Annotated in this window: 21 protein-coding genes and 1 pseudogene; 16 read left to right on the top strand and 6 right to left on the bottom strand. The window is 64.1% G+C overall.

The window, feature by feature from the left end:
• Positions 1 to 12: 12 nt before the first annotated feature.
• Positions 13 to 909 (bottom strand): PA4780 family RIO1-like protein kinase, encoded by an 897-nt coding sequence (locus M1B34_RS01235; RefSeq protein ID WP_123329816.1) that lies wholly within the window; start codon positions 907 to 909, stop codon positions 13 to 15.
• Positions 910 to 1,366: 457 nt separating this feature from the next.
• Here M1B34_RS01235 and M1B34_RS33915 point away from each other — a divergent pair.
• Positions 1,367 to 2,455 (top strand): annotated as a pseudogene (locus M1B34_RS33915) (cache domain-containing sensor histidine kinase); the annotation flags it as partial.
• A 90-nt stretch (positions 2,456 to 2,545) separates the two neighbouring features.
• Entirely contained in the window at positions 2,546 to 3,313 is a 768-nt protein-coding gene (locus M1B34_RS33910) for a methyl-accepting chemotaxis protein (protein ID WP_425273481.1), read from the top strand.
• A 95-nt stretch (positions 3,314 to 3,408) separates the two neighbouring features.
• Here the strand turns inward: M1B34_RS33910 and M1B34_RS01225 are convergent, their stop codons facing one another.
• The gene (locus M1B34_RS01225) at positions 3,409 to 4,686 is read right to left on the bottom strand and encodes an acetyl-CoA C-acetyltransferase (RefSeq protein ID WP_123329812.1); all 1,278 of its coding nucleotides are present in this window, start codon (positions 4,684 to 4,686) and stop codon (positions 3,409 to 3,411) included.
• Between the two features lie 135 nt (positions 4,687 to 4,821).
• On the opposite strand from M1B34_RS01225, the gene M1B34_RS01220 reads away from it, so the two are divergent.
• The 4 genes from M1B34_RS01220 (at position 4,822) to M1B34_RS01205 (ending at position 10,778) form a co-directional block, all read left to right on the top strand.
• Positions 4,822 to 6,177, top strand: a complete 1,356-nt coding sequence (locus M1B34_RS01220) for a 3-oxoacyl-ACP reductase (RefSeq protein ID WP_268264218.1) — start codon at positions 4,822 to 4,824, stop codon at positions 6,175 to 6,177.
• 2 nt (positions 6,178 to 6,179) lie between these two features.
• Entirely contained in the window at positions 6,180 to 7,031 is an 852-nt protein-coding gene (locus tag M1B34_RS01215; protein WP_268264217.1) for a MaoC family dehydratase, read from the top strand.
• 447 nt (positions 7,032 to 7,478) lie between these two features.
• A complete protein-coding gene (locus tag M1B34_RS01210; RefSeq protein ID WP_268264216.1) occupies positions 7,479 to 8,966 on the top strand; it encodes a collagen-like triple helix repeat-containing protein in 1,488 nt (495 codons plus the stop codon).
• A gap of 141 nt (positions 8,967 to 9,107) precedes the next feature.
• Positions 9,108 to 10,778 (top strand): ShlB/FhaC/HecB family hemolysin secretion/activation protein, encoded by a 1,671-nt coding sequence (locus M1B34_RS01205; RefSeq protein WP_268264215.1) that lies wholly within the window; start codon positions 9,108 to 9,110, stop codon positions 10,776 to 10,778.
• Between the two features lie 187 nt (positions 10,779 to 10,965).
• On the opposite strand, the gene M1B34_RS01200 is transcribed toward M1B34_RS01205, so the two are convergent.
• Entirely contained in the window at positions 10,966 to 11,379 is a 414-nt protein-coding gene (locus tag M1B34_RS01200) for a response regulator (RefSeq protein WP_123329915.1), read from the bottom strand.
• A 55-nt stretch (positions 11,380 to 11,434) separates the two neighbouring features.
• Complete coding sequence (locus tag M1B34_RS01195; RefSeq protein WP_123329801.1) at positions 11,435 to 11,641, bottom strand: Flp family type IVb pilin; 207 nt, start codon at positions 11,639 to 11,641, stop codon at positions 11,435 to 11,437.
• Between the two features lie 329 nt (positions 11,642 to 11,970).
• On the opposite strand from M1B34_RS01195, the gene cpaB reads away from it, so the two are divergent.
• Genes cpaB through M1B34_RS01155 form a run of 8 tightly spaced genes read left to right on the top strand, consistent with a single transcriptional unit; the run spans position 11,971 to position 19,418 of the window.
• A complete protein-coding gene (cpaB, locus tag M1B34_RS01190; RefSeq protein WP_123329800.1) occupies positions 11,971 to 12,909 on the top strand; it encodes a Flp pilus assembly protein CpaB in 939 nt (312 codons plus the stop codon).
• A gap of 20 nt (positions 12,910 to 12,929) precedes the next feature.
• Positions 12,930 to 14,171: a type II and III secretion system protein family protein gene (locus M1B34_RS01185; protein ID WP_123329798.1), complete on the top strand. Its 1,242-nt coding sequence runs from the start codon at positions 12,930 to 12,932 to the stop codon at positions 14,169 to 14,171.
• Positions 14,168 to 15,355: a CpaE/TadZ family protein gene (locus M1B34_RS01180; RefSeq protein ID WP_123329796.1), complete on the top strand. Its 1,188-nt coding sequence runs from the start codon at positions 14,168 to 14,170 to the stop codon at positions 15,353 to 15,355. Before M1B34_RS01185 ends, M1B34_RS01180 begins: the two co-directional genes overlap by 4 nt.
• The gene (locus M1B34_RS01175; protein ID WP_268264214.1) at positions 15,352 to 16,626 is read left to right on the top strand and encodes a TadA family conjugal transfer-associated ATPase; all 1,275 of its coding nucleotides are present in this window, start codon (positions 15,352 to 15,354) and stop codon (positions 16,624 to 16,626) included. The genes M1B34_RS01180 and M1B34_RS01175 overlap by 4 nt, the downstream gene beginning before the upstream one ends.
• A gap of 16 nt (positions 16,627 to 16,642) precedes the next feature.
• Entirely contained in the window at positions 16,643 to 17,527 is an 885-nt protein-coding gene (locus tag M1B34_RS01170; protein WP_268264213.1) for a type II secretion system F family protein, read from the top strand.
• Position 17,528: 1 nt separating this feature from the next.
• Positions 17,529 to 18,413: a type II secretion system F family protein gene (locus M1B34_RS01165; RefSeq protein ID WP_268263008.1), complete on the top strand. Its 885-nt coding sequence runs from the start codon at positions 17,529 to 17,531 to the stop codon at positions 18,411 to 18,413.
• A gap of 10 nt (positions 18,414 to 18,423) precedes the next feature.
• Complete coding sequence (locus tag M1B34_RS01160) at positions 18,424 to 19,131, top strand: tetratricopeptide repeat protein (RefSeq protein ID WP_268264212.1); 708 nt, start codon at positions 18,424 to 18,426, stop codon at positions 19,129 to 19,131.
• A gap of 14 nt (positions 19,132 to 19,145) precedes the next feature.
• A complete protein-coding gene (locus M1B34_RS01155) occupies positions 19,146 to 19,418 on the top strand; it encodes a DUF3613 domain-containing protein (protein ID WP_268264211.1) in 273 nt (90 codons plus the stop codon).
• Between the two features lie 43 nt (positions 19,419 to 19,461).
• Here M1B34_RS01155 and M1B34_RS01150 read toward each other — a convergent pair whose 3' ends face one another.
• Entirely contained in the window at positions 19,462 to 20,229 is a 768-nt protein-coding gene (locus M1B34_RS01150) for a response regulator (protein WP_279653088.1), read from the bottom strand.
• Positions 20,230 to 20,373: 144 nt separating this feature from the next.
• Complete coding sequence (locus M1B34_RS01145) at positions 20,374 to 20,844, bottom strand: prepilin peptidase (protein WP_268264209.1); 471 nt, start codon at positions 20,842 to 20,844, stop codon at positions 20,374 to 20,376.
• A gap of 74 nt (positions 20,845 to 20,918) precedes the next feature.
• Between M1B34_RS01145 and M1B34_RS01140 the strand changes: the two genes are divergently transcribed.
• Entirely contained in the window at positions 20,919 to 21,356 is a 438-nt protein-coding gene (locus tag M1B34_RS01140; protein WP_268264208.1) for a TadE/TadG family type IV pilus assembly protein, read from the top strand.
• A complete protein-coding gene (locus M1B34_RS01135) occupies positions 21,353 to 24,097 on the top strand; it encodes an ATP-binding protein (RefSeq protein WP_268264207.1) in 2,745 nt (914 codons plus the stop codon). Before M1B34_RS01140 ends, M1B34_RS01135 begins: the two co-directional genes overlap by 4 nt.
• Position 24,098: the final 1 nt, after the last annotated feature.

Genomic DNA, 24,098 nt, shown 5'->3' with positions numbered 1-24,098 from the left:
TTTGTCAGTGGGTCATTGCATCCACGGTGGCGGGGGTTCTTCCGCCGGTTTGCCCGGTGGTGCATCGTCCGCCGCACGAATCGCCTGGCGGCGTTCTTCATCGAGGCGCGCGGCCTCGATCTCGCGGATCACGCCGCCCACATCCGCCAGTTCCTCAGGCTCGTCAAACTCGCCAGTGAGGACACTGCCCGGGTGCAAGGTGCCGGCTTCGTACAGCGCCCACATTTCCTTGGCGTACTTGGTGCGCTTGAGCTCTGGGGCAAAACGCCCGAAGTAGGACGCCATGTTGCCCACGTCCCGCTCCAGCATGCTGAACGCGTGGTTGTTGCCCGCCGCATCCACCGCCTGAGGCAGGTCGATGATCACCGGGCCGTCCGGCGTCAGCAGCACGTTGAACTCGGAAAGGTCACCGTGCACCAGACCGGTACACAACATCAGCACAATCTGGGAAATCAGAAAGGCGTGATATTCCCGCGCCTGGTCCGCTTCCAGCACCACGTCATTCAGGCGTGGCGCGGCGTCACCGTATTCATCGGCCACCAGTTCCATCAGCAGCACGCCTTCAAGGAAGTCGAACGGCTTGGGCACTCGTACGCCAGCACTGGCCAGGCGAAACAGCGCCGCCACTTCGGCGTTCTGCCAGGCATCTTCGGTTTCCTTGCGGCCAAACTTGGAGCCCTTGGCCATCGCGCGAGCCTGCCGGCTGTTGCGGACCTTGCGGCCTTCCTGATACTCGGCCGCCTGACGAAAACTGCGTTTATTCGCCTCCTTGTAGACCTTGGCGCAACGTAACTCGTTACCGCAGCGCACCACATAAACAGCTGCTTCTTTGCCACTCATCAGTGGGCGCAGCACCTCGTCGACCAGACCGTCCTCGATCAGGGGTTCAATGCGTTTTGGAGTCTTCATCAGCTTTTATTGTGGGTCCTTTATTACCAAACACGCGAATGTCACTCGTTATACGGCAATCCTCTCGCGGCGGGGAGGGGTTACCGACCGGTGAATACTGGCTATGCACTCAATGTGCCAGACGCCTCACAGCAGCAGCCGCCCCAGATCATAGCTGAGTGATCACCGTCCGTAGCCCATGCCGCACAAGGATATTGCCGATATCCGCCCACTCTCGGCGGCCTGAAACGCCAGGATTTTTTTCCTCGCTGCTCAATTTTCCCCTGCGCCAGCCGAAGTCATCTGGGAGACAGGGAGCTTGTCCACGACATCCATAAAGGCCTCGGCCCCGGCAAACATCACTCGCCGGCCCGCACGATGCCCCCTCAAGGACTTGAAGTCACCGCCTGTTTCACTGCTGCCATTAATCCGCGAGTCATCTGAACGTCGTGGTCTTACAAAAAAATCTGGAGCGCGGATGAACATCAAACAGAAACTGACTTGGGCCTTTGCCGTCATCGCCTGCTTGCCGGTGGTGCTGGTCGCCACCCTGGTGGTGATGAACCTGCGCAATGACGCCAAGAACGATTTCATTGACGGCAGCGGTCGCGAGATCCGCCAAGTCAGCAACGCCATGCAACTGTTTTTCGAAGGCATCAGCCAGAACGTCGACTACCTGGCCAACCAACCGTTGGTGAAAGGCGCTGACGGCAGCGTGAAAAGCCGAGTCGGCGCCGATGCCGCGCAAATCCCCGACAGTGCCATCGACAAGCAACTGTTCGACCTGTTCGCCGCCCTGGCTGCCAGCCATCCGGCCTATTCCTATGTCTCCTATGGCCTGTCCAGCGGTGGTTACGCGTTCTGGCCAGGGGACCCGAAAATGTCTAACTACGACCCGCGCATCCGCCCCTGGTACAAGACCGCCATGGCCAACCCGGGCAAGACCCTGCGCACCGCCGCCTACTACTGGGCCGGCGATGACGCGGTGCTGGTCAGCACCGTGCGCGCCGTGGCCAACCAATTGGGCGCCCAGGGCGGCGTGGTCAACATTGACGTGTCGCTCAAGCAACTGACCGAGATCGTCAAGCAGATCAAACTCGGCGAAACCGGCTACCTGATGCTGATGGAAAACACCGGCACAGTGCTCGTGGACCCGCAGCAGCCCGAGCATAACTTCAAGGCACTGGACAGCCTCGGCGAGGGTTATGCGCAACTGGCCAAGGCCGGTAAAGGCCTGGTGGAAGTGGAGCTCAACGGCGAACGCTACATGGCCAACGTCTGGCCTTCGGAGCAACTGGGCTGGACCTTCATCGGCCTGATCAAGCAGAGCGAAGTGATGAGTTCGGCGACCCAGTTGACCTGGTTGATCGCCATCATCGCCGGGGTCCTGGCGCTGGTCTTCGCGGTGGTCGGCGCCAGTTTCGCCAGCCTGATCGTGCGCCCGATCCGCGGCGTCGCCAGCGGCCTGGAAGGCATCGCCCAGGGTGAAGGCGACCTGACCCAGAACCTGAGCATCCGTGGCAACGATGAAACTGCGCAACTGGCCAGCTGGTTCAACCAGTTCCTCGCCGCCATTCGCAGCCTGATCCAGAGCATCGGCCAGGCCGCGCAGAAAATCCTCTCGACCTCGCAAAGCTCGACCCGGGTCTCCCAGGACATGGCCGAAGCCGCCGGGCGCCAGCGCGAAGCCGTGGACATGGTGTCCACCGCGTTCCACGAAATGGTCGCCACCGCCAACGAAGTCGCGCGTTCCTGCAGCCAGGCCGCCGACTCGGCGGACAGTGGCCAGCGCCAGGCCCGGGAAGGCCAGCAGCAGATCGACGCCGCCGTGAACAGCGTCGATCAACTGAGCCAGGAAATCGAACAGTCGGCGCAGTCCATGCAACAGTTGGAGCGCGACAGCAACGACATCCAGTCGATCCTCGGCACCATTCGCTCGATTGCCGAACAGACCAACCTGCTGGCACTGAACGCCGCCATCGAAGCCGCCCGCGCTGGTGAACAAGGCCGCGGGTTTGCCGTGGTCGCCGACGAAGTCCGCGCCCTGGCCAAACGCACGGCCGATTCAACCGCGGAAATCGACGGCCTGCTCGGCAACCTGGCCAAGCGCACCAGCGCCGTCACTCAGCAGATGCATGCCAGCCTGGAGGTGTCGCAGGAATCGGTGAACCGCATCGGCCTGGCGCGCACCAGCTTCAGTCAGATCCGCGAGTCGGTGGACGTGATCCGCGACATGAACACCCAGATCGCCACCGCTGCCGAAGAGCAACACCAGGTGGCCGAAGACATCAACCGCCATATCAGCCAGATCCATGGCGATGCGCAGTTGGTGGCGGAACTGGCGGATTCGGCGCGCTTGGACTCCCAGAGCCTGGCGGGGCTGTCCAATGAACTGGACGGCCTGGTGCGTCGCTTTAAAACCTGAGGGTTGCTGCACCGGCCAGCCGACGCCTACAAACCCGATTCACTCGGCTGTAGGCACCCGGTTTGCCGGTGAGCACTGACCGGACGCTGAGCCCTTCAGCGTTCGATGATGGCTGTCACGCCCTGCCCGCCCGCGGCACAGATCGAAATCAAACCACGCCCCTGCCCCGCCACGCTCAACAACTTGGCGAGGTTGGCCACGATGCGCCCGCCGGTGGCGGCAAACGGGTGCCCAGCGGCCAATGAACTGCCCTTGACGTTGAGACGGCTGCGGTCGATGGAGCCCAGCGGGCTCTCCAGCCCCAAACGCGTGCGGCAGTATTCCGGGTCCTCCCAGGCCTTGAGGGTGCACAGCACCTGGGCCGCGAACGCCTCATGAATTTCGTAGTAGTCAAAGTCCTGCAGGGTCAGCCCATTACGCGCCAGCAAACGCGGCACGGCGTACACCGGCGCCATCAACAGGCCCTCGGCACCGCTGACAAAATCCACTGCCGCCGCCTCGCCATCACGCAGGTAGGCAAGGATCGGCAAGCCGCGTTCCTGGGCCCAGGCTTCGCTGCCCAGCAGCACCAGGGAGGCGCCGTCGGTCAGCGGCGTGGAGTTGCCGGCGGTCAGGGTGCCCCGGTCGCTGCGCTCAAACACCGGCTTGAGGCCGGCGAGTTTTTCCAGGCTCAGGTCCGGGCGCAGGTTGTTGTCCCGGGTCAGGCCGAGGAACGGCGTGAGCAGGTCGTTATGCCAGCCTTGGGCGTAGGAGTCGGCCAGTTTCTGGTGGCTTTCCAGGGCCAACTGGTCTTGCTCGGCGCGGGGGATGTGCCAGGTTTGCGCCATCAACTCGCAATGCTCGCCCATGGACAAACCGGTACGCGGCTCACCGTTGCGCGGCAGTTCCGGCTTCAGATGACGCGGGCGCAACGCCAACAAAGCCTTGAGTTTGTCCGCGGTGCTCTTGGCGCGGTTGGCTTGCAAGAGGATCTGGCGCAACCCCTCGTTGACCCCGATCGGTGCATCGGATGTGGTGTCGACGCCCCCGGCGATGCCGCACTCGATCTGCCCCAGGGCAATCTTGTTGGCCACCAGCAGCGCCGCTTCCAGGCCGGTGCCGCAGGCTTGCTGGATGTCATAGGCCGGGGTGGTGGGCGCCAGCCGCGAACCGAGGACGCATTCCCGGGTCAGGTTGAAATCCCGCGAGTGCTTGAGCACCGCCCCGGCAGCCACTTCACCCAGGCGCAACCCGTGCAGGTTGTAGCGTTCGATCAACCCCTCCAGGGCCGCGGTCAGCATCGCCTGGTTGCTCGCGGTGGCATAGGGCCCGTTGGAACGGGCAAAGGGAATACGGTTACCGCCGATAATCGCAACGCGGCGCAGCTGAGTCATGAAAAGCTCCCTATGGTGAATGTGTGCGTGGTCATCGGTGCGCCACCCCACAAGCGTAGGTTGTCCCGCGCCGATCGAACGACTGAAGACCCTGCGTGGTCCACACTTTGAACCCCAGCCCTTGGAGAGCGTTCCATGTCCGACCGTTATATCGACTTCGCCAACTCGTCCATCGGCCAACGCCTGGTCGGGGCCCTTGGCCTGCCGTCGCCGGAACGCCTGGAGCGCTGGCAAGCCGGGCGCCTGCGGCCCATCGAAGGGGCGTTGCTGCTCGGCGGCGGGCCGTTAGTACAGCACATCGGCGAACTGGCCAAACGCCTCACCGACGCGGTCTACAGCTACGGCAGCGAGCCAGGCCCGGCCACGCCCTGGATCCCCGGGCACGGACCGAAGCTCAAGGCCGTGGTGTTCGACGCCAGTGACCTGCGCCAGACCGCGCAGCTCAAACAGCTACGGGAGTTCTTCCAGCCACTGCTGAAAAACCTCGACCACAGCGCACACCTGGTGATCCTCGGCCGCGCCCCGGAAACCCTCGACGACGACCCCATCGCCGCCAGCGTGCAGCGCGCCTTGGAGGGCTTCAGCCGCTCCCTGGCCAAAGAGCTGCGCCACGGCGGCACCCTGCAACTGCTCTACGTTGGCGAAGGCGCCGAGGCCCAGCTCGAAGGAGCCTTGCGCTTCTTCCTATCGCCCAAAAGCGCTTTTGTCTCCGGGCAGGTGATTCGTTTGCAGTCCTGCGCCACCCAGGTCCAGGACTGGAGCCGCCCCCTGGCCGGACGCACCGCCCTGGTCACTGGCGCGGCGCGGGGCATCGGTGCCGCCATCGCCGAAACCCTGGCCCGTGACGGTGCCCAGGTGGTGCTGCTGGATGTGCCCCAGGCCAAGGCCGATCTCGACGCCCTTGCCGCGCGCCTGGGCGGGCGCAGCTTGGCCCTGGACATCTGCGCCAGCGACGCCGGCGAACGCCTGGTGGAACAGTTGCCCGACGGCCTGGATATTCTGGTGCACAACGCCGGCATCACCCGGGACAAGACACTGGCCAACATGACCCCGGAGTTCTGGGACGCCGTGCTGGCGGTCAACCTTGAGGCCCCTCAGGTGCTGACCCAGGCCCTGCTCGACAGCGGCACCCTGCACGACCAGGCCCGAGTGATCCTGCTGGCGTCCATCAGTGGCATCGCCGGCAACCGCGGGCAAACCAACTACGCCGCGAGCAAGGCCGGGCTGATCGGCCTGGCCCAGGCCTGGGCGCCGTTGCTGCAGCAGCGCGGCATCAGCATCAACGCCGTGGCCCCGGGTTTTATCGAAACCCAGATGACCGCGCGCGTGCCCTTCGCCCTGCGCGAAGCCGGGCGCCGCATGAGTTCCCTGGGCCAGGGGGGGGTGCCCCAGGACGTGGCCGAAGCCGTGGCCTGGCTCGGCCAGCCGGGCAGCGGCGCCGTCACCGGGCAGGCCTTGCGGGTCTGCGGGCAAAGCGTACTGGGGGCATGAACATGAGCGTCCAATGGCACGAACTCGCCAGCCCGCCGCGTCTGGCCGGGCTTTACCTGAAAGCCCTCCGACGCCGCCGAATCAGCGGCACCCAGTTGCCCGAAGACGGCTTGCGCTGCTGGGTCCACGTACAGCCGGAGCACCTCGCGGCCTATCGCCAGGTCTGCGGATTCGTCGAAAACGGCCTGCTGCCCCCAACCTATCCTCAAGTGCTGGCCTTTGCCCTGCAGATGCAACTGCTCACCGCCGAGCACTTTCCCTTCCCCTTGCTGGGGTTGATTCACCTGAGCAACCGTATTCGCGTGCTGCGCCCCATGGGCGGGGTCGGCAGCCTGCGCATCAGCGTCCAGGTCGACAACCTGCAGCCCCATGCCAAAGGCGCGGTGTTCGACCTGATCACCAGCGTCGATGATCTGCTCGGCCCGCTCTGGGAAGCCCACAGCCGCATGCTCTGCCGCGGGGTCGAACTACCGGGCAGCCCGGTCGATGACACGACTCCGGCCCTTGGCGCATTGAGCCAACTGAGCCATTGGCAGGCCCCCGCCGATATCGGCCGGCGTTATGCCCGCGTCTCGGGCGACTACAACCCCATCCACCTGAGTGCCCTCAGTGCCCGGCTGTTTGGTTTTCCCCAAGCCATCGCCCACGGTTTGTGGACCAAGGCCCGGACCCTGGCGGCGCTGCATGAACACCTGCCCGCGGCGAACATCGAGATCGCCGTGCAGTTCCAGAAGCCCGTGCGCCTGCCCGGCGAGGTGACGCTGCTGGCCAGCGCGCCGGGGTCCAGCGGTGAGCTGCAAGTGGTCAACGGCGACCTGCAACACATGCAAGGCGGTTGGAGCCCCATCGCCTGAGGGCATCCGTTGTCCGCCCCCCTGAAAGACCCATCGAACCATCCCTGGACAAGGGGTGGTTTTGCCTATTGCAAGGCAACTCAACGCCTGTAAAGGGCACTGGGCTTGGGTAGTAAGTGCCCGTCAAACCACAGCCACCCTCAAGTAAAACATGGTCAATTACGACTATATAACTTTAGTTTCTAGCAACTAATTAGCCAACTAACAAAATCGCAAGCCGTTGTTTTTCATAGATCACAAAGTTAAACAACAGGCCTGTTATCACCTTGGCATTAATCATTACGCCGCACTTAATACCGGATATATAAGTTGTTAATACCAAGTTGAGAATTGTTCGGAGATAGCCCCCGGGAGCTTGATAGGCACAACGGACGAAGGCATCTCCAACGGTAGAAAGGGAGAGCCCTCGAAAACAACGAACGTTGTAACAGGTGCAAGGACTCTCTCATGAACACTCAAACTTGGTGGAAAGTAGGCACTGCATTAACCCTGGCCCTGAGCCTCGGCCTGACCGGCTGCAGCAGCGGCGGTGGCGGCCATAAGAGCACCCCGAGCAGCTCGAGCGCCGGCGGTGGTGGTGGCACCGATGGCGGCGGCGGTACAGATGGCGGTGGCGGTGGCACTGCCTCCCCTCTGGTCACCAGCACCGTGGCGTCAACCGTGGGCACCACCGTCAGTGGCGTCGGCACCAGCGTCAGCCAATTGGGCAGCTCCCTGGCCGCCGTGCCCGTGGTGGGCGGCGTGGTGGAAAGCGTGGCCGGCACCGCCGGCAATGTGGTCGACACCCTCGGCAATGGCGTGACCAACGGCCTGGGCAAACTGGGCACCGACCCCAAAGCCTTGAGCAAGACCACTGCCACCGTTGGCGCCGTCGTCGGCGATGTGGGCGACGGCGTATCGGACCTGAGCGGCAAACTGTCCACCGCCACCCAAAGCATTCCCCTGGTGGGTGGCGTAGTCACCAAAGTGGCACCGGTGCTCGATGGCGTCGGCGACAAAGTCACCATGCTCGGCAACACCCTGAGCACCGTCACCAGCAGCGGCCCCCTGGGCACCCTGACCGATGGCGTCGGCAACAACGTGCTGGTCCCTGTGGTGAGCCTGGCCGAAGGCCTGACCGGCAAGGTCGGCAGCGCCACCGGGCTCGGCGCTCCGGTCAAAGGCTTGCTCAATGGTGTGGCCCAGGCCGTGGATGGCGCGGGCGATAAAGTCACCGATGCCGGCAACGGCAACCCGGTCACTAACCTGCTGGGCGGCGTCCTCAGCAACGCCAGCGGCGCGGTCGGCCAAGCCGGCGGCTACGTCAGCAACACCGGCAGCGGCTCGGGTGGTTCAGGCGGCGGCCTGGGCGCCAACGGCCTGCTGGAAACCGTCGGTGGCGCCGTGGCCAACCTCAGCAATGGCCTGAATGCCGGCAACACCAACGGCACCGTGAGCGCCGTGGGCGTTACTGGCGGTGCGGTAGGCGGCCTGATCGCCTCGGTAGGCGGCGCACTGGGCGGCAGCGGCACCCCCAACCTGGTGGTTACCGCCCCCCTGGCCAGCGTCGGCGGCAACTTCGGTTCGGCCCTGAACCCGGTCACCAACGCTGTGAGCGGCCTGACCCAACAAGTGGGCGCAGCCACCGGCCTCGGCGGCCCGGTCAGCGGCCTGCTGGGTCAAGTGGGCGGCGCGGTCGGCAACGTCGGCACCACCCTCTCCGGCACCAGCAACAACCCGGTGGCCGGCGCCCTGGGGCAAACCGTCACCACCCTGGGCAGCACCGTGACCTCGGTCGGCGGCCTGGTCAACGGCGGCACTACCGGTGGTGGCAGCACCGGTGGCCTGGGCGGTCTGGGCGGCGTACTGGGTGGCCTGACCGGCGCCCTGGGCGGCAAAAATAAATTGCACCTGGCCGATTCGACGGCCTTTCCTACAGCGCCTACGCTTGGTTGAGGCGAGAGATTCCAATGAATCTCTCGTCTTTTTCTTTATCTGGAGCAAGGCAGTCCATCACTGCCAATCGGGGCACAGACCCCGGCCGGTGATCACGACTGATACGTTTCGCGGTGCTGCGGTTTGACCATGGAGTGTCCTATGCGCGCTTTGGCTTCCTTGTTGATATTCGGCTGCTGTTCCTACGCCTATGCTGACTCCCTCCCACGCTTTCTCAACAGCAACGACACCGTCCGCAACCTGCCCACCCCCAACCTTCCGGTGGACGCCTACCGCCCCGTGACACCCCAGCTGCAATTGCCCGAACCGACGGCGCCCCAAGGCGCGGGCCTGATGATGGGCACCAAGGTGGCCGTGCAGCGTCTGCAGATCGAAGGCGGCACCATTTACCCCCTTGAGGATCTGGCGGCCATCTACCAGCCGCTGATCGGCCACGAGGCGACCCTCGGCCAGCTGATCGAAGCCACCCGCAACATCACCCGGCGCTACCAGAACGACGGCTACCTGCTGTCCTACGCCTTTATGCCGCAACAGACCTTCGACCAGGGCCTGGTCCGGGTGGTGTTGGTGGAGGGCTACATCAAGGACTACCAACTGCAGGGCGACGTTGGCCCGATTTCCGCCTACCTGGACAAGCTGGTGACCAAGCTCAAGGCCGAGCGCCCCCTGACTCGCAAGACCTTCGAACGCTACACCACGCTGATGAGCCGCATCCCCGGCGTGACCCTGCAAGCCCAAGTGCCGCCGCCCGGCACCACTGACGGCGCGACCTACCTGCTGGCCCAGGCCAGCCGCAAGCCCTTCACCAGTACCCTGAGCACCACCAAGGACAACCGCAACGGCCTGCAGGCACTGCTGGGCGTGAGCAGCAACTCCCAGACCTCCATGGGCGAACAGTTGAGCCTTAGCGGGCTGTTCCCGCCGGGTAGCGACAAAGAGCATTACTACCGCCTGGATTACAGCCAGTTGCTGGGCAGCGAAGGTACGCAACTGAGCCTCTACGGCGCGCGCTACCGCAGCGATCCCGAGGCCAATGTGCTGCTCAACAGCGGCCTAGAGCTGGCGCCCCATCGCGAGAACGACCGCTTCTCCATCGGTGTCAGCCACCCGCTCATTGCCTCGCCGAACGAGCTGCTCAGCGCCGGCGTGCGCCTGTACGGGGTCAATGACAAGACCCGCTACAAGGTGCTCAACACGGCTTTGAGCCTCGAGGAAGAAACCGACCTGCGCGCCCTGGCCCTGGAAGCCGACTGGAGCAAATCCGGCACGCGGCAACTGCGCATCCTCAGTGCCGGTGTCTATCAAGGCATCAATGGCATGGGCGCCAACACCAACAACGCCCTCTACGACCTGAACTTCTTCCGCCTGCGCCTGGCAGGGGTGCAAAGCGACCGCTTCTTCGACAATTGGCAGGGCGTGCTGTCCGGCGCGCTTTACTGGAGCGACGACAACCTGCCCGACAGCGAACGCGCCACCTTTGGCGGGCAGAACTTCGCCCGCGGTTACCCCGACGACCAAGCGTCCGGCGATAAGGGCTGGGGCGTGGCCTACGAGGTCAACTACAGCTTCAACCGAGCAGGCAACTGGGTCCGGGTGTTGCAACCCTACGTGGTACTGGACCGCTCGAAAACCTGGTTCAACCAGCTGCCGATCAAGGGCAGTAACCTGTCATCGGCCGCCGTGGGCCTGCGCTTTGGCGATGCCAAGTACTACAACATCGCCCTTGAGGCCGCCAAGCCGATGTCCGACGAAGCCCTGGACTCTTTCAACCGGCGCCCGCGCTACACCTTGAGTTTCAGTTACCAACTTTGAGCCCCTCATGAAAACCGCCCTCGGGCGGTTTTTTATGGGGCGATGCACGGCACTCGGCGGGACCCGGCGTCGATAAAAACCACCCGTTCAACCGCCGCTGCCCCGTTCCTCGCCAACAAAAACGCCCCGCGGTCAGCGAGGCGTCGTGGGTCCATCCAGGTGAAACCGTTGAGAGACGCGAGCGCCTTCAAGGGCTGACGATGTGCAGCCTCGGCTGGGGAAACAGGTTGTTGAGGGTTTCCAGCAAGCGCAGGTGATAGATGGGCTTGCGAAACAGATCCAGGACCTGCAGGCGCAACAAGTCACTGACATCATCCATGTCGGCGTGCCCGGAGGTCACGATGACCGGAAGGTGTTGGCGCGAGGTGTGTTCACGCAGGCGTTTGATCAACGACAAACCACTTTCCTCCGGCATGCGCAGGTCGGTAATGACCAAGGCAATGTCCGGGTGGCGGGTGAGCAATTCCAGGGCCTGCTTCACCGAGGTGGCGGTGAAACAGCAAAAGTCTTCGCCTTCGAGCAACTCGGCGAGTTCCATCAGGGCGTCCTCTTCATCGTCCACGAGAAGAAGTTGCTGGCGTGGAGATGAAGAGGTGCTCATGTGGAATACCTGAGTGGCCATACAGCGAGGTTCAGAGACGACAGTTCAAACAGATTCAAGGCGTTGGCCGAACCACGGCGGTGCCATTCAGGCTGGTCAGGATATTGTTGAAGATGGCCAGTACCCGATCTCCCATCGGTGTGACAAAGGCCACGACGACCACGGCGACCATAGCCACCACAATCGCATATTCGATTGCCGAAGCACCTTCGGTACGGTTGAAGAACAGGCGGGTTTTAAGCAGCAGGTATTGAAGAATCATTGCACTTCTCCTTGCGGCAACAATGCCGATGTAACGCCACCGCGACATGATTCCTCGGTGCCACCAGAGCATTGACAACAAACAGGGCTCCTTCAACTGTAAGAAACGATTAATGATTAAGTATTAGTTGGAATGTTGGCGTCAAAAAACCCATTGCAGACGCATCTATATGACTTTCGTTGGTTATTTTTCCAGGAGTAATGGCGTTTTGTCCTAGCTGGACTACCTTCCAATAGCGAAATAGTTGAATGTTCAGCGCTGCCTGTTTGAGAAAACAACTCGTTTGGAAGTGTGGGCTTTTGCAGTGCCGCGGGAAAGGGAGAGCCTTCATGAACAGTCGCATTACCATGGGTTTGGCCGGCTTACTGCTCATCGGCGCAGTGTTCTTTGGTTACTGGGGCTTGGTGTTGAGTCGCCAACCGGCAGAACCGGCGCCCGCACCCGCACCCGTCGTCACCACAGTGATTGCCGAAACCACCGCCAGCGCCCAAGACCAGACCCGCCAATCGGTGGTGGTACTGACCCGTGACGTGCCGCCCTTCGTCGCCCTCAGCGCCGCCGACCTGACCCTGGAAAAACTCCTTACCGCGCCAGCCGGCAGCCTGAACAGCATTGACCAGGCCGTTGGCCGCACCCCGTGGCGACACCTGAGCGCCGGCACCTGGTTGAGTGACGAGAGCTTTGAATCCGGCGGCGCCCTGGCACGCATGATTCACCCGGACGAGCGGGCACTGGCGGTGGCCGTGGACGAAGTGATCGGCGCTGCCGGGCAGCTGAGCCCCGGGGATTACGTCGATGTCCTGCTGTTCCTGCGCCAGGAAGCCGCCAACCCACAGCAATCAGCACAGATCGCCGTACCCGCCATGCGCGTGCTGGCGGTGGGCGAGCAACTGGGCCTGACCAATGACGGCAAACCGGCATCCCCGGCCCTCAGCACCGATGAAAAACTCAAGCAGGACCAACGCCGGATCAGCGCGCGCACCGTGGTCCTGGCAGTGCCCGAACAACTGTTGAGCCGAATGATGCTCGCCACCCAGGTCGGCACCCTGCGCCTGGCCGTGCGCAGCAGCGAAGAACAACGCCTGGCCCGTTACTGGGCCGGGGATCAAGACGCCCCTCTGCACCTGGACGCCGCGAACAGCCAGTTGTTCCAGTTCACCCAGCTGGCCCTCGGCAGCGCCCCCAGAAGCCCGGCCACGCCAGGCACCGGATCACGAGCCGCGATCGAAGTCATACGGGGCAACCAAGTCACCCAACAAACTCCCTGATTGAGCAAGGATGCCTCTACATGCGCAGTCGTTCCGTGCCGCTGTTCAATGCCCTGCTGATGCTGCTGTGCGCCCCATTGCCTGTGAGCCTGGCACTTGCGGCACCTGCAGCGGGCTGCTCGGGCCTGGGTCCATTGCCGGCCGTGATGGAGGTCGGCGAAGGCCTGCAACAAGAACTGCAATCCCCGGTGGCCATCACCCGCCTGGCAGTGGGCGACCCGAAGATTGCCGACGTCCACCCCAATGGCAACAAAGCCTTTCTGCTCACGGGCATGGCGCCGGGCGCCACCAGCCTGATGGTCTGGACCGCCTGCTCCAGCAGCCCGCGGCAAAGCATGGTGTTCGTCCAGGGCAAGGCCACGGCGGCCCTGACCGCCGCCGCACGGCCCGCGTCCCAGGACCTGAGCCTGCCGAGCCAAGTGCAGACCGACATTCGTTTCGTCGAGGTCAGCCGCACCAAACTCAAGGAAGCCAGCACCTCGATTTTCGGCCGTGGCCACAACTTCCTGTTCGGCTCCCCGGGCACCGCCCCCGCCACCGGCGGCACTGCGCCGACCTTCGGCGGGCTACGAACCAACATCCCCCTGGAGAACACCGGCTTCAACCTGGGTTTTGGCAACGGCCGGGTGCTGACACTGATCAACGCCCTGGAAGGCAGCGGCTTCGCCTACACCCTGGCGCGCCCCAGCTTGGTCACCCTCAGCGGGCAGAGCGCAAGCTTCCTGGCCGGCGGTGAAATTCCCATCCCGGTGCCCAGCGCCGGCAGCGACAGCGTCACCATCGAATACAAGGAGTTCGGTATCCGCCTGACCCTGACCCCGACCATCATCGACCGCAACCGCATCACCCTGAAGGTGGCGCCGGAAGTCAGCGAGCTGGACTACAGCAACGGCGTGAACATCGCCGGGAGCGTGGTCCCGGCCCTGACCGTGCGCCGCACCGACACCAGCATCGCCCTGGCCGATGGTGAAAGCTTCGTCATCAGCGGCTTGATCAGCACCCGCAACGGCTCCCAGGTCAACAAGTTTCCCGGGCTGGGCGACATTCCGGTGATTGGCGCGTTCTTTCGCGACTCGACCATCAACCGCGAAGAACGGGAACTGCTGATGGTGGTGACACCGCATCTGGTTCAGCCCCTGGCCGCCGACGCCCAATTACCGTCGCTGCCGGGTGAGCGGCTGCGCAACTACGACCCGAATTTCTATCGCATGTTCTTCCTTGAAAACGGCAACTTCGACAAACGCAGTGGGCTATCGCAATGAGCCAGAGCCTGAGCCAGACCTTCCTGGCCATCACCCGCAACAACACGGACCTTGAGTGGTTGCAGGGCGCCCTTGCGCCGCTGGGCCAGGTGGTCGGTGCCGGGGGCAGCCTCGATGAACTGCTGGCGCTGGTGGACGTGACCTTCGCCAACCTGGTGTTCATCGGCCTGGACCGGGAAAACGTGGTGGCCCAGGCGGCCCTGATCGAAGGAGTGCTGGAGGCCAAGCCAATGCTGGCCATCGTCGCCCTGGGTGACGGCATGGACAACCAACTGGTGCTCAACGCCATGCGTGCCGGGGCCCGGGATTTCGTCGCCTATGGTTCGCGCTCCAGTGAAGTCGCCGGCCTGGTACGCCGCTTGAGCAAGCGCCTGCCGCCCGTGGCGCCCAACACCCAACTGGGTGGCCTGACCGTGCTTTACGGCACCCAGGGCGACGGCGACGGCGCGCTGCTGGCCAGCCATTTGGCGCTGGTGGTGCAAAAGAGCGGGCAACAAACCCTGCTCCTCGACCTGGGCCTGCCCCGGGGCGACAGCTTGGCGCTGCTGGGGCTGGAAAGCTCGTTCCACTTCGGCGATGCCCTGCGCCACCTGCGCCGCCTGGACTCGACCCTGATCGACAGCGCCTTCACCAGCGCCGAGGCCGGGCTGCGTATCCTCGCCTACGCCAACAATGACGATGCCCTGGAGCACACCAGCGCCGCCGAGCTGTACATGTTGCTCAGCGCCTTGCGCCAGCACTTCCAGCACATCGTGGTGAACCTCGCCGGGCAACCGGACAGCGAAGCCCTGCGCACCTTCGTCAGCCATTGCGACAAGTTGCTGTGGCGCACCGACCAGAGCGTGCTCGATTGCCGGCGCAACCTGGCGGTGCTCAACCTGTGGCGGGAAAAAGGCATGAAGCTGGACCACGCCCGCCTACTGGTGGACCACTACCTGCGCAATGCCGCGCCCGACGCCGAAACCCTGGGCAAGACCTTTGGCCTGGAGGTGATCGCCATCCTGGCCTTCAGCCCGGAACTGCGCCTGAACGCCAAGAACCAGGGCATCAGCCTGTTCGAACTGGCCCCCCGCGAGGCCCTGAGCCAGAGCCTGCGAACCTTGGGTGAACGCCTGGCCAAACGCTCCGAAGGCCTGCCCAAACCCAAGGCCGGCTGGCTCGACCTGTTCAGGGGAAGCAAATGACCAGCGAAAAACTCTTTGGCGCTGCGCCCCGTGGCCCGACGGGCAACACCGACCACGAAGGCCTGAAACTGGTGCTGCACCGCTACATCATCGACGCCATCGAAGAGTCGGGGAAAAACCTGCTGGAGAGTTCGCGGCAGAACCTGTCGCAGTTCGTCACCGACAAGGTCGCGGAATACATCGCCCGCATGCACCTGGCAATTTCCCGCTATGAGATGGAGCGCCTGGCCGAGGAAATCGTCGACGAGCTCACCGGCTTCGGCCCCCTGGAAGTGCTGCTGCGCGACCCGGCGGTGACCGAGATTCTGGTCAACGGCCCGCACCGGGTGTTTGTCGAACGCGAAGGCGTGTTGCACCAGAGCGACCTGCGGTTTATCGATGCCCATCATGTGGAACGGGTAATCCAGCGGATTCTCGCGCCGCTGGGCCGGCGCCTGGACGAGTCCTCGCCGATGGTCGATGCGCGCCTGCCCGATGGCAGCCGGGTCAACGCAATCATTCCGCCGGTGGCCCTGGATGGCCCATGCCTGTCGATTCGTAAATTCCGCAAGGACATGCTCAAAAGCAGCGACCTGATGGCCATGCAAACCATCGACCTGCAGATCTTCGAATTCATTCAGGAAGCCGTGGGCAAGCGCTGCAACATTCTTATCAGCGGCGGCACCGGCACCGGCAAGACCACCTTGCTGAACATTCTCAGCCAACTGATCAACCCCCATGAACGCCTGGTGACCATCGAGGATGTGGCCGAACTGCAATTGGGCCACCCCCACGTGGTGCGCCTGGAAACACGGCCACCCAATGCCGAGGGCCACGGCGAGGTCAAGGCCAGCGACCTGATCCGCAACGCCCTGCGGATGCGCCCGGACCGGATCATCCTCGGCGAGATCCGCGGCGTGGAAGTGCTCGACGTGTTGACCGCCATGAACACTGGCCACGATGGCTCCATGAGCACGGTGCACGCCAACAACGCCCAGGACGCCCTGCTGCGCCTGGAAACCCTGGTGGGCCTGACCGGGCGCCAAGTGGCCGAGCGCACCCTGCGGCAAATGATCTGCGCCGCGCTGGATGTGGTGATCCAACTGACCCGCATGCCCGACGGCCGCCGCTGCGTCAGCGAAGTGGTGGAAGTGGTCGGGGTGCGCGACGACATCTACGTCACCAACACCCTGTTCCGCCTCGATCGCCGCACCGGCTTCGGCTTTGTGCGAGAGGCGATCAACCCGGCCGGTGACAAGCTGCGCCGCGACAGCGGCCTGGCCCACAACTGACACTGCGAGGTCCGCGATGCTCGCTCCTGTGCTGTTGGCCCTGATGTGCCTGATCCTACTTGGGCTCTCGTTGTGGCTGTTCTACAACGGCCTGCGCAAGACCAACACCGAGCGGGTGCTAAGCCGCCTGGCCGAAGGGCAACCGGACCTGGCCCCGCAGAAAACCTCCTGGAACGGCCTGGAGCGGGCCTTCTTGCGAGCCGGCCTGGGCCAGCCCACGGAGCGCCTGGGGCTGTGGCTGGCCCTTTGGGCCCTGTTGATGCTCCTGGGTTTCGCCCTGGCCAGTTGGCCCGGCCTGCTCGGCTGCCTGCTGCTGCCGCCCCTGCTGCTGCGGCTGTACGTGGCCTGGCTGTATCAGCTCCGGCTCAAGCGCATGATCGAGCAACTGCCACAGTTGCTCGACCACAGTGTGCGCAGCCTGAAGTCCGGCCGGACCCTAGCCGATGCCGTCCTGGGCGGCATCGAGGCCAGCAGTGATCCGCTGAAACAAGCCATGGGCCGGATCCAGCGCAACGTGCAGTTGGGGGTCAACCTGCCCGACGCGGTACAGGACTTCGCCGAACTCTACGAACAGGACGAATTGCGCATGTTTGCCCTGGGGCTGAAGGTCAACCATCGCTATGGCGGCAATGCCAGCGAGTTGCTGGAGAACCTGATCAAGCTGATTCGCGAACGGGAACAGGGGGCCCGGCAGTTGAGCGCCATGACCGGGGAAACCCGCATGACCGCCTGGGTCCTGGGCAGCCTGCCGCTGCTGCTGGTGGCCTACTTCATGCTCACCAACCCGGGCTACATGCTGGGCATGTGGCGCGATCCCAGTGGCCAGACCATGCTGATCATCGCGGTACTCCTGCAGATTTTCGGTTGCCTGGCGCTGTGGCGCATGTTGCGGAGCGTCTGAGATGTTTATCGTGGCCAGTGTCTTGCTGTTCCTCGGGGCGCTGTTGCTGATTGGCGGCAACCTGGTGGAGCAGCGCCAGCGCAGACGCCAGATCACCCAGCGCCTGCAGGGCCACATGACCCGCGACAACCGCCTGGGCAGTTGGCTGCGGGCGCTGGGGGAAAGCCGCTTTGGCCAGCGCTCGGTGAGCATCGACAGCGAAACCCTGACCTTGCTCAATCGCCTCGGCTGGCGCCGGGCCCAGCAACGCTCGTTGTTCGCCGCGCTGCAGATCGGCACACCGGTGGTGCTGATCGGCGTGGTGCTGTTTGTCCAGAGCGTGGCCTTCCCCCACGCCGAAAACCGCTGGCTCGCCCCCCTGCTGGCGGCCGGCGTCGGTTACCTGCTGCCCAAGCGGGCCCTGGCGTATGGCGCCCAACGTCGACAAAACGCGATTGCCCTGGAGATCTCCACTTTCATCCCCCTGCTGCGCATCCTCTTCGAGTCGGGCATGGCGGTGGAACAGGCGCTGCGGGTGCTCGCCAGCGAGGCGCAGAAACTCTTGCCGCAACTGACCCTGGAACTGCGCCTGATCCTGACCCGGGTGGACTCCGGGCTGGAGCTGGGCCAGGAACTGAACAACACCGCGCAACTGCTGGCCGTGGACGAGTTCACCGACACCTGCGTGATTCTCCAGCAACTGATTCAACAGGGCGGGGGCGCAATGAAGTCACTGCAGACGCTCAAGCAACTGCTCGACGACCGGCGCCTGACCCGCCTGCAGGAATACATTTCGAAAATGTCGGCCAAGATGTCGGTGGTGATGATGCTGTTTCTCTTTCCCGCCTTGCTGATCGTATTGGCCGGCCCGGGCTTCACCGCCATCGCCCGGGCCTTCGCTTATTAGAGGGACGCTAATGAAAGCCATGATTGCCGCTGCAAGCCTGATGTTGCTCGCCGGATGCGCCAACAACGGCCAGATGCCCTGGTCGGCCTTGAGCTCGTCCAGCAGTTGCACCCCGCTGGGGGCCGAGCAAGAACTGTCGATGAGCCTGGCCGACGACCTGGCCAACCAGGGCAAACTGCACGCCAGCCTGGCCAACCTGGAAAGCCTGCCGGACAACCTCAGCGAGGTGCGCCTGCGCAAGGCCCGGGTCTATCGCCTGCTGGGGCGCAGCGAAGCCGAACCCCTGTACCGCAGCCTGCTGGGCTCGTGCCTGGCGGCCGAAGGCGAGCACGGCCTGGGGCAACTGGCTGCCGCCCGTGGCGACAACGGCCAGGCCCAGGCCCACCTGCAGCGCGCCGCAAGCCTGGCGCCCACCGACGAAAAGGTCCGCAACGACCTGGGCGTGGTCTACCTCAACCAACTGCGCCTCGACGACGCTCGATTCCAGTTCCTCACCGCCATCGAGCTCAAACAGGGCGACACGCTGCCGGCACTCAACCTGGTGACCCTGCTGCTGTATCAGGACAACTGGGAACAGGCCGCCGCCGTGGTCAGCAGTGCCGGCCTGAGCCCCGAACAATTCAGCCAGGCCCAGGCCCGAGCCCAAGCCCTCAAGGGCTCGCTGAAAAGCGCCCAGGTCGCGGCAGTGGCCAACGCCCCATCCTCCGGCATCAAGTAAGCGAAGAAGAGGTGATGATGAAACTCCCGATCCTCTGCTGTGCAGCCCTGCTGGCCGCCCCCTGGGCCGCAGACGCTATCGAGCCTGGGCCGTCTTCGGCCCAGCAACAGGAAACCGAAAACTGGCTGCAACTGCAGCGACGCAACCTCGCCGCCTCGCCCACGCCACAGACCGCCACGCCCGTCGAACGCGAGCTGGCGCTGCAACGCTGGCTGAAAAAATACCAATACGAGATTCCGGACCTGTATGACCCGGATGCTGCCGGCAAGGTGGAAATCAAACGTTAGGGCGCGGCGGCTGGCCTACGCGGCCAGCCACCTTGAGCGGGGGTCAGTGGGCGGTCAGGCGCTGCCCGTGGACCGAGCTGCTGGGGGACAGCGCCAGGGCCAACTGGGTGCGGTTGTGCATGTGGGTCAGGCGCAGGACCTGGGACACGTAGAGTTTCACGGTGTTTTCGGTGATCCCCAGTTCACAGGCGATCTGGTAGTTGGTCTGGCCTTTGCCCACCAGGCGCGCCACATCCAACTGCCGGGGCGACAATTGATTGAACATCGCCGGCATTTCGATCCGGTCCAGCTCCCCCCCCGCCTCGCCATCCTCTTCGCCCACCGTGGCTTGCGGGCTGCGGCGAACCTTGTCGAGGTCCTGGTAAAGGTCATCGATGGACTGGGAAAGAAACTGCAGCTTCTGGTTCAGGTGCCCCAGGTGCAGGTTTTTCTGTTGCTCCTCGAGGGACGCTTCCTGGCGTTGCAGGCCGGCCAGCAATTCGTCGAGGACAATGGGTTTTTGGTAGTAGTCGGCGAAACCGGCGCGCAGGGCCTTGATCACGTCCTGCTTGTCGGCGCGACCGGTGAGCATGATGGCCTCGAACACCCGTTGCTTGCCGGCCACCCGATGCAGCTCTTGGACCAGTTGGATGCCGTCCAGCTCGGGCATGTGCAGGTCGCACAGCACCAGGGAAATTTCCTCGTCGTTGCTGAATAACTCAACCGCCTGACGACTGGAATCACACGGGACGCAACGGTATCCGCTGCCTTCGAGAAACTCGCACAGCTCCTCGACGATCAAGGGCTGATCGTCCACCACAAGCACCTTCATCTGGACACTTGGCTTGTTCACGTCTCACTCCATGCCTAGGTCAATGGCTGACCATTGCTGTTGCGTCATGCATTTCGCGGGCTGCCCCGAGATAAACGTAGACCCACTTTCGGACTATGTACATGGCATTAATCACCTCGGCGACTAGTGGATCCAAAGCGCCGTGGAGAGCATTCCGAGCAGGATAAAGGGGGCAAAAGCACAATTCTTTGACTGTTGCGGGTCCAGGTGTCGCAGGCTTTGTTTAAGGCCTTGACCCATAAGGGGCCAGATTCTTGGCGCTAGCAGTATCCACAGCAGGCTGGTGGCCCCGGCCCCGATCAAGGTGCCCAGCAGGTGCAGTTGATCGGTCGCCAGCCCCAGTGCTGCCAACAATTTCACGTCCCCCGCACCCATGCGCCCCAGGGCGTAACCGGGCGAGGTCAACAGCAGGGCCAGCAGCAGGGCCCAGCCACCCTGGGCAGGCGTGGCGCCCCACCAGGTGCTGCCCGTCCACAGCAGGTACAGCAGCGCCAGGAGCGCGGCGCCCAGGGTCAGGAGGTTGGCGATGTGCCGCTGGCGAATGTCCTGGGCCGCGCAAAGCACCAGCCAGCTGTACAAAACGAGGCCTTGCATTCAGTTAACACGTCCCTTTTGGCTGAATGAATCTATGCTCAGATGACTCAGTGGTCGTCAGGGTAGACGCACTTATGAAACAGGGCCTGCGAAACGCGGAAAAAGGTGCAGTGGCCATCGAGTTCGCCGCCGTCTTCGTGATTTTCTTTGCGGTGTTCTATGGGCTGGTCAGCTACAGCCTGCCGTTGCTGCTGATGCAATCCTTCCATGAAGCCACCGCCGAAGCCCTTAGGCGCTCGGTGTCGATCGACCCCAACACACCCAACTACGCAAGCGCCGTGGAAACCCTGGCCAGGCAAGTGATGGCCCAGAAAACCGCGTGGATACCCAGCGCCTTCAACTTCGCCGCCAGCGACTACAGCGCGGTCTACAGCGGCGGCATCCTCACCGTTGCGGTGAATTACCCCACCAGCAAACTGAATCAGGTCATGCCCTTCCTGGTACTGCCCGGGATCGGCACCGTGCCCAACCTGCCAGCGCAGCTGCAAGTCACCTCGAGAATGCAATTTTGACCCCTGGGGACAAACTCCTGGGCCGCCTGCTCGGCCGCCCGCCCTCTCTGGCCACGCAAGCCCTACCGACCTTGCCCGCCCAACCGGTCGGCCTGCAGTTGCTGCTGGACGGCCAGGGCCGGGTGCTGGAGATCGCCGGTCCGTTGCGCCACGCCCTGCTGCAACGGCCCCAGGCATTGGCGTCATTGCACTTGGCGGACTATCTGTGGCCCCAGCGTACGCTGGCGATTGAAGGCGGCCCCGCCGACTGGTCCGGCCAACTGCTGGACCTGGACTTCCAGGGCCCTGGCCGCAGCACCTTGCACCTACGCGGTTGGGTACAGCCGTGGGCCGATGCCTGGCTGATGCAATTGCTGGACATCGGCGACCTGCTCCAGGAACGGCAGCACTGGCAAGTGCGAGAAGCCTGCCAGGGGCTCGCGAGCCAATTCAGCGAGCAATTGCGCCGGTGCAGCCTGTCGCGCCTGGCCGACGTTCTGCAGGACCAACTGCAAGGGCTGGCCCAGCGCTGGGCCATTCCCTGTGTAGCAATCGCCCTGCTCGATGAGCAGCAACACGAGTGGCAGATCCACGCCTGCTACCGTGCCCACGACGCAGCAGACCTGTGGCAACCCGGCCAGGTACTGGGCAGCGCCCTGGACAGCCTCGCCGGCAATACGCCCCTGCACCTGCAACTGCTCCATGGCCTTGAGCCCCACCCGCGCCTGCTGGGGCTCTTCGGCAACGGCGAAGGGCTGCTGGTGCCCTATCGAGATGATCAGGGAGTCGCCGCCTGGTTGCTGTGCGGCGGCTACTCGGCGGCGCCCACTGTGGCGTTGCAAGACGGTGACTGGCTGATGCTCTGCGCCGCCCTCGCCGCCCCCTTGCTCGGCCGCCTGCGTGAGCAGCGCAACCAGCAGCATCTGGAACGCCTGGCGGCCTTGCAGGAACTGCTCGGCACCGGCTGGTGGGAATGGCTGCCCGGGCACGCCGAGATCCAGGTCGCCGCCCCCCTGGCCCGCAGCCTGCAACTGGACACCGACACCCATCGCCTGTCCGTGGAGCGTTGGTTGCAGCGCATCCACCCGGCTGACCGGCAAGAGCTGGCCAGCGGCCTGCAAGCCCTGCAACACGGCAAGCCACTGCTGCTGTGCGTGCGCCTGTTGCCTGCAGACACCACGGCGCCGCCGCTCTGGTATCGGGTCCAGGGCCAGGCCCTGGGCCACGGCGAACAGCGGCGCTTTGTCGGGTTCATGCTCGACATCAGCGACATCAAGGAGCAGCAGCAACAGGCCGCCGCCGCCCACGCCCGCCTCGACAACCTGATCGCCAGTTCCCCGGCGGTGATCTACGTGCAGGCCTACGTCGAGGGCGCGTTACCGGTGAGTTTCTTCAGCGCCAGCCTGCAACCGCTGCTGGGCTGGAGCCTGGAAGACTGCCCTGGCGGCGCAGTGGTGGACTGGGTCCACCCCGATGACCGTGAACTGTACTTCCAACGCACCCGCCAACTGCTGCGCGAAGGCGCGGTCCACAGCCGCTATCGGCTGCGTGACCGCCAGGGCGAATACCACTGGGTGCTGGACGAGGCCAAGCTGCTGCGCGACGACCTGGGCTTGCCGGTGGAAGCCGTGGGGCTGTGGCTGGATGTCACCAGCGCAACCCTGGCCGCCGAGCAGGTCCGGCAAAGTGAAGAGCGTTATCGGATCCTGGTGGAAGACTCGCCGGCGATGATCTGCCGCTACCGCCCGGACCTGACCCTGACGTTCGGCAACCGTCCGCTGGCCAACTACCTGGAGTGCGCGCCGGAGCAATTGCCGGGCAGCCACCTCGGCGACTGGCTGTCGGCCGAGCAGCATCAGGCATTTGTCCAGCGCATCGCCCTGCTGAGCCCCGAGTTCCCGGTGAGCACGGCGGAAATCAGCCTGCAGTTGCCCGGGCGCGAACATGCGTGGTGGGTCTGGTCGGATCGCGGGGTGTTCGATGCCCAGGGGCAACTTCTGGAGATCCAGGCCGTAGGCCGCGACAACACAGAAGTCCGACGCTCCCAATTGCAGCTTACCCAGAGCGCGAAAATGGCCACCCTCGGCGAAATGGCCACCGGCCTGGCCCACGAAATCAATCAACCGCTGAACGTGATGCGCATGGCCATCGTCAACGTGCTCAAGCGCCTGAGCACAGGCGAGGTGCAGATCGACTACCTCCAGGAAAAACTCAACCGGATCGACGCCCAGGTGCAACGTGCAGCGCGCATCGTCGATCACATGCGGGTCTTCGGCCGACGCTCGGAGATCGAGCAGCGCCCCTTCAACCCGGCCCAGGCCGTGGAAGGCAGCCTGTCGCTGCTCAGCGAGGGCATGCGCGGCAAGGGCGTGGAACTGCGGCTCGGAGAGATCGACCTGCAGGTTCAGGTGCGCGGCCATGTCGACCAACTGGAGCAGGTGCTGATCAACCTGATGGTCAACGCCCGCGATGCCCTGCTCGACCCACGCGCTGATCAGGCTCACGGGCAGCCGTGGATCAGCCTCAGCGCCAACCGGGACGAGCAATGGGTGCGCCTGTGGGTGGAAGACAACGGCGGCGGCATCGACCCGCGCCTGCTGGAACGGATTTTCGAGCCCTTTTTCACCACCAAACCCATTGGCACCGGCACCGGCCTCGGCCTGTCGGTGAGCTATGGCATCGTCGAAAACATGGGCGGCCGCCTGAGCGTGAGCAACGCCGAACAAGGGGCGCGCTTCTGCATCGAGCTGCCCCTGAGCTGAG

Origin of the sequence: Pseudomonas morbosilactucae (assembly GCF_023241715.1) — a bacterium.
In the GTDB taxonomy this organism is placed as follows: domain Bacteria; phylum Pseudomonadota; class Gammaproteobacteria; order Pseudomonadales; family Pseudomonadaceae; genus Aquipseudomonas; species Aquipseudomonas morbosilactucae.
The sequence above is the reverse complement of the archived record's forward strand: the minus strand, read 5'-3'. Positions and strand labels throughout refer to the sequence as shown.